The sequence below is a fragment of the Kitasatospora sp. NPDC007106 genome (genome assembly GCF_040634455.1).
Taxonomy (GTDB): domain Bacteria; phylum Actinomycetota; class Actinomycetes; order Streptomycetales; family Streptomycetaceae; genus Kitasatospora; species Kitasatospora arboriphila.
Genome location: NZ_JBEYFP010000006.1, coordinates 1 through 12239, shown reverse-complemented (window position 1 = coordinate 12239; position 12239 = coordinate 1). Strand labels below are relative to the sequence as shown.

The 12239-nt window shown below is 73.6% G+C and carries 13 protein-coding genes; all 13 read right to left on the bottom strand.

The features are described 5' to 3' along the window. Positions 1-123: 123 nt before the first annotated feature. Positions 124-1053, bottom strand: coding sequence for a GTPase Era (era, locus tag ABZ641_RS01455; protein ID WP_344622628.1), 930 nt, complete (start codon positions 1051-1053; stop codon positions 124-126). A gap of 57 nt (positions 1054-1110) precedes the next feature. Beyond that, a complete protein-coding gene (locus ABZ641_RS01450) occupies positions 1111-1266 on the bottom strand; it encodes a hypothetical protein (RefSeq protein ID WP_159400980.1) in 156 nt (51 codons plus the stop codon). 138 nt (positions 1267-1404) lie between these two features. Further along, positions 1405-1758, bottom strand: coding sequence for a cytidine deaminase (locus ABZ641_RS01445; protein ID WP_344622627.1), 354 nt, complete (start codon positions 1756-1758; stop codon positions 1405-1407). Between the two features lie 71 nt (positions 1759-1829). Then, on the bottom strand, positions 1830-2828 hold the full coding sequence (locus tag ABZ641_RS01440) for an aldo/keto reductase (protein WP_359978278.1): 999 nt from the start codon (positions 2826-2828) through the stop codon (positions 1830-1832). 144 nt (positions 2829-2972) lie between these two features. After that, a complete protein-coding gene (locus ABZ641_RS01435) occupies positions 2973-3509 on the bottom strand; it encodes a DUF4383 domain-containing protein (protein ID WP_344622625.1) in 537 nt (178 codons plus the stop codon). Between the two features lie 19 nt (positions 3510-3528). Next, entirely contained in the window at positions 3529-3765 is a 237-nt protein-coding gene (locus tag ABZ641_RS01430) for a hypothetical protein (RefSeq protein ID WP_344622624.1), read from the bottom strand. A 114-nt stretch (positions 3766-3879) separates the two neighbouring features. Further along, positions 3880-5214, bottom strand: coding sequence for a hemolysin family protein (locus ABZ641_RS01425; RefSeq protein ID WP_344622623.1), 1335 nt, complete (start codon positions 5212-5214; stop codon positions 3880-3882). A gap of 13 nt (positions 5215-5227) precedes the next feature. Continuing rightward, positions 5228-5722 carry an rRNA maturation RNase YbeY gene (gene ybeY, locus ABZ641_RS01420; protein WP_263105453.1) on the bottom strand — a complete coding sequence of 165 codons (495 nt, stop codon included), beginning with the start codon at positions 5720-5722 and terminating at the stop codon, positions 5228-5230. Positions 5723-5736: 14 nt separating this feature from the next. Further along, on the bottom strand, positions 5737-6762 hold the full coding sequence (locus ABZ641_RS01415) for a PhoH family protein (RefSeq protein WP_344622746.1): 1026 nt from the start codon (positions 6760-6762) through the stop codon (positions 5737-5739). A gap of 366 nt (positions 6763-7128) precedes the next feature. Then, positions 7129-8049 (bottom strand): ribonuclease Z, encoded by a 921-nt coding sequence (locus tag ABZ641_RS01410; protein ID WP_359978274.1) that lies wholly within the window; start codon positions 8047-8049, stop codon positions 7129-7131. A 1-nt stretch (position 8050) separates the two neighbouring features. Next, positions 8051-8410 carry a histidine triad nucleotide-binding protein gene (locus ABZ641_RS01405; RefSeq protein ID WP_359978271.1) on the bottom strand — a complete coding sequence of 120 codons (360 nt, stop codon included), beginning with the start codon at positions 8408-8410 and terminating at the stop codon, positions 8051-8053. Between the two features lie 141 nt (positions 8411-8551). Next, entirely contained in the window at positions 8552-11794 is a 3243-nt protein-coding gene (locus ABZ641_RS01400; protein ID WP_359978268.1) for a PDZ domain-containing protein, read from the bottom strand. 100 nt (positions 11795-11894) lie between these two features. After that, the coding region (locus ABZ641_RS01395; protein WP_359978265.1) for an RsmE family RNA methyltransferase at positions 11895-12239 on the bottom strand (345 nt) is incomplete at its 5' end.

Below are 12239 nucleotides of genomic sequence, written 5' to 3'. Positions count from 1 at the left end.
CACGCCCCTTGCCCGCGGCCGACATCGGCACGGTTCCCGGAACGGCGACGGCCCGCCGACGGGGTGCCGGCGGGCCGTGCGGTGCTGCGGTGTTGCAGTGCTGCAGTGCTGCGGGGTGGCTGCTCAGAAGCCCAGCTTGCGCAGCTGCTTCGGGTCGCGCTGCCAGTCCTTGGCGACCTTGACGTGCAGGTCGAGGTAGACGGGCGTGCCGAGCAGCGCCTCGATGTGCTTGCGGGCGGTGGTGCCGACGTGCTTCAGCCGGGAGCCCTTGGCGCCGATGACGATCGCCTTCTGGCTCTGCCGCTCGATGTACACGTTGGCGTGGATGTCGAGCAGCGGACGGTCGGCCGGCCGGCCCTCGCGCGGGAGCATCTCCTCGACCACCACGGCGAGCGAGTGCGGCAGCTCGTCGCGGACGCCCTCCAGGGCGGCCTCGCGGATCAGCTCGGCGACCATGATCTGCTCGGGCTCGTCGGTCAGGTCGCCGTCCGGGTAGAGCGGCTGGCCCTCGGGGAGCAGCTTGGTGATCAGGTCACCCACCAGCGAGACCTGCTTGTCGCCGACGGCGGAGACCGGGATGATCTCGGCCCACTCGATGCCGAGCTCCGCACCGAGCTGGTGGATGGCGATCAGCTGCTCGGCCAGCCGCTTGGAGTCGACCAGGTCGGTCTTGGTGACGATCGCGACCTTGGGGGTCTTGCGGACCTCGGCGAGCTCCTTGGCGATGAACCGGTCACCGGGGCCGAGCTTCTGGTCGGCGGGCAGGCAGAAGCCGATCACGTCGACCTCCGCCCAGGTGGTGCGGACGAGGTCGTTGAGCCGCTCGCCGAGCAGGGTGCGCGGCTTGTGCAGGCCCGGGGTGTCGACCAGGACGAGCTGCGCGTCCGGGCGGTGCACGATGCCGCGCACGGTGTGCCGGGTGGTCTGCGGTCGGTCGGAGGTGATCGCGACCTTCGTCCCGACCAGGGCGTTGGTCAGGGTCGACTTGCCCGCGTTGGGACGGCCGACGAAGCACGCGAACCCGGAGCGGTACGGGGAGGAAGGGGCATTCATGGGCACCATTCTCCCTGATCACCGGCGGCCGGACGGACGCGTGCCGCGGCGGGCGGCTCAGCCGGTCTTCTTGCCTCCGGTCAGTGCGCCGACCAGGACGAGGACCAGCAGGACGAGCGAGCCGATCAGCCAGTACGGCGAGCCGGTCTCCCGCCAGCGGCCGAAGCCCATGACGGTGAGCAGCAGCCCCGCGAAGAACGCCAGTACGCCCATGTCCCCTCCCCTGCGCCGTTCCCCGGCACTGCTACCGTGCGCCGCTCCCGTGCACCGGGACGGTGCCGTCCGCGCGGCCCCGCCCCCCGCCGGGCCGGTCATCAGACTATCGGGCGGGACCGGCTCGGCGGGCGGGTCTCAGCGCGCCTCGGTACGGCTCCGCAGGGCGCCGTCGGGGCCCGCCAGCAGCAGCGGGGTGCCGGCGCCGCCGAGGTCGCGCACGGCGGCGAGGTCGGCCTCGGCCGGGGTCTCGGCCTCGGTGACCACGGCGGCGGCCTCCAGGCCCTTGGCGCCGCTGGCGACGGCCATGGCCACCGCGGTCTGCAGTGCGCTGAGCCGCAGCGACTCCAGCGAGACGCTGCCGGCCGTGTAGGTGCGGCCGGTCTCGTCGCGCACCGCGGCCCCCTCCGCCACGCCGTTGCGGGCGCGGACGGAGCGGGCCAGGGTGATGATCTTCTTGTCCTCGGGATCCAGTTCGGTGATCTCGCTCATGAGCCCTGAGCATAGGCGGGCGCCGCCACGCCGTCCGCGCCGGACCGCGGGGCGGACACCCGCCGGCCCGGTCAGCCGTCGGCCTCCGCCAGCAGGGCGCCCCGGCCGGCCGGGGCGAACAGGGCGAGGGCCTCGTCGATGCGGTGCAGCACGGCGGCGTCCAGGGTCACTCCGGCCGCGGCGGTGTTCTCGGCGATGTGGGCGGGGGTCCGGCTGCCGGGGATCGGCACCACGTGCTCGTCCTGGTGCAGCAGCCAGGCCAGCGCCAGCTGCCCGGGGGTCAGGCCGAGGTCGGCGGCGATGCCGCGCAGCGGGGCGTAGCGGTCGTTGTTGGTCTGCAGGTTGGCCCCGTCGAAGCGGGGGATGTGCCGGCGGAAGTCGTCCTCGCCGAGCTGCTGGACGGTGCCGGTGAGGAAGCCGCCGCCGAGCGGGCTCCAGGCGACCAGGCCGACGCCGAGTTCGCGGGCGGCGGCGAGCAGCTCCGGGTCGACGGGCTGCCACATCGACCACTGGGTCTGGACGGCGGCCACCGGGTGGACGGCGTGCGCGGCGCGCAGCTGCCCGGCGGTCACGTTGGAGAGGCCGAGGTGGCGGACCAGGCCGGCGGCGACGAGGTCGGCGACGGCGCCGACGGTGTCCTCGAAGGGCACCTGCGGGTCGGGGAAGTGCGGGTAGTACAGGTCGATGACGTCGGTGCCGAGGTTGCGCAGCGACTGCTCGGCGTAGCCGCGCACGTACTTCGGCTCGGCGTTGACGGCCAGCTCGCCGAAGGAGTAGCCGACCGGGAAGCTGTGCGCTTCGGCGCCCTCCGGGATGCGGAAGCCGAACTTGGTGGCGATCACCACCTCGTCGCGGCGGCCGGCGACCGCCCGGCCGACGAGGGCCTCGTTGTGGCCGTCGGCGCCGTAGCCGTCGGCGGTGTCGATCATCGTGGCGCCGGCGTTCAGCGCGGCGTGCAGGGCGGCGACGCCCCGGTCGTCGTCGGTCCGCCCGTACATGCCGGGCGAGAGCACCATGGCTCCGAAGCCGACGGGTGCGGTCTGCAGTCCTCCGAGCGAGCGCTCGCTCATCCGTCCCCCTCCGTGGGTGGTGTGCGGTCGGCGCCCACCCTCCCCCGGAATCCGACGGTCCGTCAAAGTACTTCGCCGGGCGGACCGGAGGCCGGGACGGCGGGCGTCCCGGCCTCCTGGTTCTTGCGGCCGTCGGGGTGCGGTTCAGTGGCCGATCGGGTTGGGCGGCCCCGGCTTGAGCACCTTGACGAGGGTCTGCGGACCGTTGGGCGCGGTCTCCGGGCCGCTGTGGCGCTGGCGCCAGTAGGGGTTGTCCTGCGGCAGGTGGCTGCTCACTCTGCCGTACATGCCGAAGGTCACCACCGCGAAGCCGAAGGCGAAGCTGAACACCACGTTGGGGATCTGGAAGGCCAGCCGGTTGGCGCTGCTGTCGAGCACCATGAGGCCCACGAAGCCGGCGAGGATGAACAGCACGCCGACGATCATGTTCAGGGTGGACGCGAAGTTGCCGCCGATCACCGCGCCGATCATGAGGATCCCGCCGACCACGATGGACAGCACGCTGAGGGCGCCGTTGCTGGACAGGCCCAGGGTCTCCTTGCCGTCGGTGTCGAAGAAGCCGACCTGGTCGACGAGGCCGAGGATGCCGAAGACCACCAGGAACACTCCGCCGAGGCCCGCGGTCCAGCGGTAGATCTGGCCGAGCCGGTGGTCCACGGGAAGTTCGTCTTGCAGTTTCATCTGCTGCCTCCGCCGTACGTCAGCCGTGGCCGTGGTAGTCGCGGTGGTAGGGGATCTCGTGGAGGTAGAGCGAACCGCACTGCTGGCAGGTCCGCAGCCCCGTCCCCCAGTCCGTCTCCGGCCTGGTCTCGGCATCGGGTTCGATCGTGGCGCCGCACATGCCCTCGGCGGGGTTGGCGGTCCGGACGATGTGCCACCTGCTCACCTCGCCGGACCGGCCCGCCGGGCCGTACTCCGCGCGCAGTTGGTGCGTCATACCCTCCATGGTGCAAACGCCCGGGCCCCGGCGGCAAACGCGGGCGGGGTCCGTCGCCACACGAACGGCCGGTCCCCCGGGTGCGGGGGACCGGCCGTGGCGCGGTGGCGGGGGTCAGCTCTGCTGGTCGGCGAGCTCGTCCTCCGGGTCCTCGACGGCCCGGACGGGCGCGGCGACGACGGTGTCGATGCGGTTGCGGCGGCCGGCCGAGCTCTCGGCGCTCAGCCGGATCGCCACCAGGTCGGTGGCCGTCTCGTCCGGGACGGGGATGTCGCAGGACGAGCCGGGGATCGGCACCCGGCCGAGGTGCTTGGCGAGCAGGCCGCCGACGGTCTCGACGTCCTCGTCCTCCAGCTCCAGGCCGAACAGCTCGCCGAGGTCCTCGACCAGCAGCCGCGCGGTGATCCGGTACGAGCCGTCGCCGAGGTCCTCGACCGGGGCGATCTCCCGGTCGTACTCGTCGGTGATCTCGCCGACGATCTCCTCCAGGATGTCCTCGATGGTGACCAGGCCGGCCGTGCCGCCGTACTCGTCGATCACGATCGCCACGTGCGAGCGCATCTGCTGCATCTCGCGCAGCAGGTCGGCGGCCGGCTTGGAGTCCGGGACGAAGACGGCGGGCCGCATGACCGTGCCGACCTGCTCGGACTCGGCGTCCCGGTTGACGTGGGTGCGCCGGATCAGGTCCTTGAGGTAGACGATGCCGACCACGTCGTCCTCGTTGTCGCCGACCACCGGGATCCGCGAGAAGCCGGAGCGCAGCGCCAGGGTCAGCGCCTGCCGGATGCTCTTGTGCCGCTCGATCATCACCAGGTCGGTGCGCGGCACCATCACCTCGCGGACGATGGTGTCGCCGAGCTCGAAGACGGAGTGCACCATGCGGCGCTCCTCGTCCTCGATCAGGTCGTCCTTCTCGGCGAGGTCGACCAGGGCCCGCAGCTCGGCCTCGGAGGCGAACGGACCCTCCTTGTAGCCCTTGCCCGGGGTCAGCGCGTTGCCGACCAGGATCAGCAGCCGCGGGATCGGCCCGAGGATGCGGGCCAGCGGCAGCAGCACGAAGGAGGCGGCGGTCGAGGTGGTCAGCGGGTGCTGGCGGCCGATGGTGCGCGGCGAGACGCCCACCGCGACGAAGGAGACCAGCACCATCACCGCGATCGCGGAGAGCACCGCCTGCCAGGTCTTGTCGACGTTCCGCACGAAGACCACGGTGACCAGGACGGCCGCCGCCATCTCGCAGGCCACCCTGATCAGGGTGGCCAGGTTGAGGTAGCGGATCGGGTCGGTGGCCACCGTCAGCAGCCGGGCCGATCCCTTGCGGCCCGCCCGGACGGCCTCCTCGGCACGGAACCGGGAGACCCGGGAGATGCCGGCCTCGGCGCACGCGGCGAGCCAGCCGACCACGACCAGCAGCAGAGCCCCGACGAGGAAGCTCGTACTATCACCACTCACAAGCGGCCGGCCCTCAGTGGACGGTCGGCGCCGGGGAGATCCCGGACAGGCCGCGGCCGGAGCGCCAGTCGTCCAGGATGCGCTTCTGCAGCCCGAACATCTCCTTCTCCTCGTCCGGCTCCTCGTGGTCGTAGCCGAGCACGTGGAGCACCCCGTGGACGGTGAGCAGCTGCAGCTCCTCGTCCATCGAGTGCTGCGAGGGGGCGGCCTTGCCCTGCTGCTGGGCGACCTCGGGGCAGAGCACGATGTCGCCGAGGAGGCCCTGCGGCAGCTCCTGGCCCTCCTTGCCGGGACGCAGCTCGTCCATCGGGAAGGACATCACGTCGGTGGGCCCGGGCAGGTCCATCCACTGGACGTGCAGCTCCGCCATCGCGTCGCTGTCGACCAGGATCACGGAGAGCTCGGACTGCGGGTGGATCCGCATCTTGTCGAGGGCGAAGCGGGCGACGTCGAGGATGGCTTCCTCGTCGACGTCCCACCCGGACTCGTTGGCGATGTCGATCGACATGGAGGGCTTGTGACTCAGCTTTCGGTGCGGTGGGACTGGCGTTGGGACTGACGCGGGGCACGGGCGCCCCGGCGCTGGACGGGCTTGCGGTCGGTGGCGGCCTGGTCGGCCTCCTGCTGGGCGTCCCAGCGCTCGTAGGCGTCCACGATCCGGCCGACCAGCTTGTGCCGCACCACGTCGGTGCTGGTCAGCACCGAGAAGTGGATGTCCGGCACGTCGGCGAGGATCTCCTGGACGACCTTGAGGCCGCTGCGGGTGCCGCCCGGCAGGTCGATCTGGCTGGTGTCGCCGGTGACCACCACGCGCGAGTTGAAGCCGAGCCGGGTCAGGAACATCTTCATCTGCTCGGGCGAGGTGTTCTGGGCCTCGTCGAGGATGATGAAGGCGTCGTTGAGGGTGCGGCCTCGCATGTAGGCGAGCGGGGCGACCTCGATGGTGCCCGCGGCCATCAGCCGGGGGATCGAGTCCGGGTCCATCATGTCGTGCAGCGCGTCGTAGAGCGGGCGCAGGTACGGGTCGATCTTCTCGTAGAGGGTTCCGGGCAGGAAGCCCAGCCGCTCCCCCGCCTCGACGGCCGGCCGGGTCAGGATGATCCGGTTGACCTCCTTGGCCTGGAGGGCCTGCACGGCCTTGGCCATGGCCAGGTAGGTCTTGCCGGTGCCGGCGGGGCCGAGGCCGAAGACGATCGTGTGCTTGTCGATCGCGTCGACGTAGCGCTGCTGGTTGAGCGTCTTGGGGCGGATCGTGCGGCCCCGGTTGGACAGGATGTTCGCCGTGAACACCTCGGAGGGCGCCGGGTGGTCCGGGTTGTCGGCGGCGCTCCTGAGCATCGCGATGGAACGCTCCACGGCGTCCTCCGTCAGGGGTTGGCCGGTGCGGAGCACCAGCATCATCTCGTTGAAGAGCTGCTCGACCAACCTGATCTCGGAGCGGTCGCCGGTGGCTGTCACCTCGTTGCCGCGCACGTGGATGTCGGTCTGCGGGAACCCCTGCTCGATCACTCGCAGGAGCGAGTCGGCCGCACCCAGCAGCGTCACCATGGGGTGCTTCTCGGGGATCACGATCCGGGTGCTGGCCTGCGCCTCACGGCGCGGCTGTCCGTTGGTACGGGTCTGCGGTGTGTCACTCATGGGTCGGCGCTGCGGCCTGCCTCATCCCAATCCGTCGTCTCGGGGTGCAGCTCGGGGTGTCCGAGGTCACCAGGGTACGCCGCACGGGCCCTCTCCCGGAGGGCAGGGGCGGCGCGGCTCCGCCCGCGGCGGCCGGATTCGATGGTGGGCCACCCGCCCCGACCGCGCGAGTGGTTTTCCGCCCCGGCCGCACCAGGAGCCGTCCCCGGGGCCGCGCGGGAGACCGCCCCAGGAGCGCGTGGAAGCATCCGTACGCCCTTGCGGTGCGCGCACGTCCTAGGCCCGGCGGCGGGGCACCGGGACGCGGGCGAGGTCCTCGGCGATCACGATCTCGCCGTCGAAGTGCTTGCGGGCCTCGGCGAGGTGCTGGTCGAGGACGGGGTAGCGCTGCGAGAAGTGCGTGAGGACGAGGGTCCGCACCCCGGCCGCGGCCGCGACCCGGGCGGCCTGCGCCGCGGTGAGGTGGCCGTGCTCGGACGCCAGGTGCTCGTCCGCGTCCACGAAGGTGGCCTCGATGACCAGCATGTCGGCGCCCTCGGCGAGCTCGTCGACGCCGTCGCACAGCCGGGTGTCCATCACGAAGGCGAAGCGCTGGCCGGGCCGCACCTCGCTGACCTCGTCCAGGGTGACGGTGCGGCCGTCCACCTCGACCCGGCCGTGCTGCTGGAGGGCTCCGACCGCGGGCCCGCGCAGGCCCAGGGCGGCGAGCCGCTCGGGCAGCATCCGGCGGCTGTCCGGCTCGGTGAGCCGGTAGCCGAAGGACTCCACCGGGTGCGACAGCCGGGCCGCGGACAGCTCGAACGGCGCGCCGGGGGCCTCCAGCGGGCCGGGGTCGAGGATCGGCCGCTGCCGCAGCTCGGCGGTCTCGTGGAAGGCGGAGGCGTACCGCAGCCGGTCGAAGAAGACCTGGCCGGAGGCCGGGTAGTAGGCGTCCACCGGGTGCGGGACCCGGTCCAGGTTGATCCGCTGGACGACGCCGGCCAGCCCCAGGCAGTGGTCGCCGTGGAAGTGGGTGACGGCGATCCGGGTGATCTGGGTGGCGGAGACGCCGGCGTGCAGCATCTGCCGCTGGGTTCCCTCGCCGGGGTCGAAGAGCAGGCCCTCGCCGTCCCAGCGCAGGAGGTAGCCGTTGTGGTTGCGGTGCCGGGTGGGCACCTGACTGGCGGTGCCGAGGACGACGAGTTCGCGCTGGGACACCTCAGACCAGGCCCTCGCGCAGCCGCACCCCGCCGAGCACGTGGAGGTGGGCGTGGAAGACGGTCTGGCCGGCGCCGGCACCGGTGTTGAAGATCATCCGGTAGCCGTGGCCGTCGATCTTCTCGTCCTCGGCGACCCGGGCGGCCTCGATGAGCAGCTGGGCGGTGATCTCCGGCTCGGCGGCGGCGAGCGCGGCCGCGTTCGGGTAGTGCACCTTCGGGATCACCAGGACGTGCGTCGGCGCCTGCGGGTTGATGTCCCGGAAGGCGACGGTGCGCTCGGTCTCCCGGACGACGGTCGCCGGGATCTCCCCCGCCACGATCTTGCAGAACAGGCAGTCGGGCTGGGCCTCGCCGGCCATGGCGGTCTCCTTGCGGGTGCACGTTCCTGACGGTCCGCAGCCTAGCCGAGCTGCGCACTCCCCCGCGGCGGGCACGGGACCGGCGCGGGGGCGGACGGCCGCTGCCGCCCGCCCCCGGGCCCGTTCGCGCCCGGACGGGCCCTACAGCTCGGGCAGCGGCGGCGGGGTCTTCGCCGGCCGCTCGGCGAGCGCCTCCAGCGCGAGGCGGACGCCCTCGGCGAGCTGGGGGTCGCGGCCGGCCGCCCAGTCCTGCGGCGGGCAGTCGACGACCACGTCCGGGTCGACGCCGTGGTTCTCCACGCCCCAGCCGTAGCCCTCCAGCCAGAACGCGTACTTGGGCTGGGTGATCGAGGTGCCGTCGACCAGCGCGTACTTGCTGTCGATGCCGATCACGCCGCCCCAGGTGCGGGTGCCGACCACCGGGCCGATGCCGAGCGCCTGGATCGCGGCGTTGACGATGTCGCCGTCGGAGCCGGAGAACTCGTTGGCGAGCGCCACCACCGGGCCGCGCGGGGCGTCCCCGGGGTACGGCTCGGGGTTGGCGAGGTCGCGGCCGCGGTCCCAGCCGACGATCCGCCGGTTCAGCTTCTCGACGATCAGCTGGGAGGTGTGGCCGCCGCGGTTCTCCCGGAGGTCGACGACCACGCCCTCGCGGGCGAGCTCGACCCGCAGGTCGCGGTGGAGCTGCGCCCAGCCGGAGCTGACCATGTCGGGCACGTGCAGGTAGCCGAGCCGGCCGCCGGAACGCTCGCGGACCTCCGCACGGCGGCCGGCCACCCAGTCGTGGTAGCGCAGCGCCTCCTCGTCGGCGAGCGGCACGACCACCGGGTGCCGCGGGACGCCGTCCTTGCCGGCCACGGTCAGTTCGACCGGCTGGCCGGCGGTGCCCGCCAGCAGCGGGGCCGGGCCGGCGACCGGGTCGACCGGGCGGCCGTCGACGGCGAGCACGGCGTCGCCGGGCCGGACGGCGACGCCGGGGGCGGCCAGCGGCGACCGGGCCCGCGGGTCGGAGGACTCGCCGGGCAGGATCCGCTCGACCCGCCAGACGTCGCCGTCGCGGACGAGGTCGGCGCCGAGCAGGCCCTGCCGGCGGGCGGCCTCGGTGCCGCGGCCGGACGGGGTGACGTAGGCGTGCGAGGTGCCGAGCTCGCCGACCGTCTCCCACAGCAGGTCGACCAGGTCGTCGTGGCTGCCGAGGCGGTCGACCAGCGGGCGGTAGCGGTCGAGGACGCCCGCCCAGTCGACGCCGTTCATGTCCGCGCGCCAGAAGTTGTCGCGCATGATGCGGCCGTTCTCGTCGAACATCTGCCGCCACTCGGCGGACGGTTCGACGGTGACCCGCAGCCGCGCGAGGTCGACGTCCACCTCGTCGTCCTCGCCGGCCTTCTGGTCGGCGGGGACGATCCGCAGCCGGGCGTCGTCCAGCACCGCGAGCCGGCTGCCGTCGCCGCTGACCGCGAACGCGTCCAGGGCGTGCACGAGCTCCTCGGCGCGCCGCCGCTTGAAGTCGAACCGCTCCAGCACCGGCCGCGGGTGGTCGTCCTCCAGCGAGGCGGCGGTGTCGCCGAGCTCGCCGAGCAGCGGCATCCGCGTCCAGACCACGCCCTCCTTGGTGGCCCGCAGGCTGCCGAAGGAGCCGCCCTCCACCGGGAAGGCCAGGATCCGGTCGGCGATGCCCTCCAGGTCGACCCGGGTCCGGGCGGCCGCCTCCTCGCCCTCGGCGCCGTCCTTCGCGTCCTTCGCGGCCTTGCCGGCCGCGCTGTCGTCGTCCTCGGCGCCGACCGGGCGCCCGGCCCGCTGCGGGCCGAACGGCGACGGGGTGTCGGCGGCCAGCGTGATCAGGTACGGGCGGCAGCCGGTCGGGAAGGACAGGTCGAAGGAGTGCGAGTCGTACACCGGGTCGAAGTTGCGCACCGACAGGAAGGCCAGGTGCTTGCCGTCCGCGGTGAACGCCGGCGCGTAGTCGACGAAGCGCTGCGGGGTGGCCTCGCTGACGGTGCGGCTGGTCAGGTCGGCCAGCATGATCTGGCGCAGCGACCAGGCGCCGAGCGCCGGGCTCGACCAGGCCAGCCAGCTGGAGTCCGGGCTGAACGCCAGCCCGGTGACCTCGCCGTTCTCGCTGCGGGCGAGCTCGTGCACGGTTCCGTCGGAGAGCGCCACCAGCAGCACCCGGCCGTCGTGCGAGGCCACCGCGAGCTGCTTGCCGTCGGGCGAGACGGTGAGGTCGAGGACGCGGCCGAGCCGGCCGGCGGCGAGCCGGCGGCGCTCGGCGCCGAGCACCACCGGGGCGAACTCGAGCGCGTCGTCGCCCTCGGCGTCGGTGACCCAGACGACGCCCTGGCCGCCGTCGGCACCGGGCACCACCCGGGCCAGCCGGGCGCGCACCCCGGGGGTGGCGTCCAGCACCCGGGCCGGGCCCTCACGGTGCGTCAGCCAGTGCACGGTGCCGCGGACGACGACCGCGCCGGCCCGTCCGGTGCGGTCCGGGGCGACCGACTCCAGTCGGCCCGCCGCGGAGACCGGGTGCGGCTGGCGGCGGGTGCGCGGGCCGGCCGGCCGGACGTCCAGCCGGCGGGGCTCGGCGCCCTCCAGGTCGTCGAGCAGCCACAGGTCGCCGCCGCTGTGCCAGACCACCCGGGTGCCGTCGGTGGTGGCGTTGCGGGCGTAGAACCCGCCGTCGGTGTGCCGTCGCAGGTCGGAGCCGTCGGGGAGGCTGGAGTACAGCTGCCCGGTGCCCTCGTGGTCCGACAGGAAGGCGATCCTGGAGCCCTGCGGCCCGCCGACCCACAGCGGCGAGTCGATGTTGCCGTCGAGACCGGTGTGCAGCCGTTCGAAGTCCCGGCCGCCGATCCACAGCTTGCCCGCGGTGCCGCCGCGGTAGCGCTTCCAGTGCGCGGGCTCCCGGCTGAACGCCGACAGCAGCAGGACGCGCTCGCCGTCCGGCTCGAACGCGAGCCCGCCGACCGGCCCGTACGGCAGTCTGGCCGGCTCGCCGCCCTCCAGCGGCAGCGCGAAGGCCCAGGTGCGGCGCAGGGTGGCCTGGCCCGCGGTGGTCACGGCGACCGGCCGGCCGTCGGGCGTCCAGCCGCGCAGCGCGGTGCGGGCGCTGCCCCAGTGGGTGAGGCGCCGGGACGGGCCGCCGTCGGTGGGGGCGACGTGGATCTCGGGCGCGCCGTCCCGGGTGGAGGTCCAGGCGACGTGCCGGCCGTCCGGGGAGAAGCGCGGGTGGCTGACCGGCGTCTGGTCCGCCGTCAGCCGCCACGCCCGGCCGCCGTCCAGCGGTGCGAGCCAGACGTCGTCCTCGGCGACGAAGGCGACGAGGTCGCCGTGCAGGTGGGGGTGGCGCAGGTAGGCGCCCTCGGAGGTGCTCTGCGGTTCGGTCACACCAGCACCCTAGGCACCGCCCGCCCGCGTCGCAGGGGGTTTCTTCTTGAGCGTACGAGCCGGTCGGCCGCCGGTGTCCGGACGGGCCCGCGGCCCGGCGTCAGGACCAGCGGCCGGTACGGCCCAGCAGCAGGGCTCCGGCCGCGACCCCGGCCGTGGAGGTGCGCAGCACCGACGGGCCGAGCCGGTACGGTGCGGCGCCGGCCTCGGCGAACGCGGCCAGCTCGTCCGGCGAGACGCCGCCCTCCGGGCCGACCACCAGCACGATGTCGCCCTCCGCGGGCAGCCCCGCGGCGGCCAGCGGTTCGGCGCCGTCCTCGTGCAGCACGGCGGCGAAGGCCGCGGCGGCCCGACCGGGCGCAGCAGCTCGAACCACTCGAAGCCGTCGGAGTTCTCCACGGCCCCGGCGCGGGCGGCGAACCGCTTCTCCAGGGTCTCCCGCATC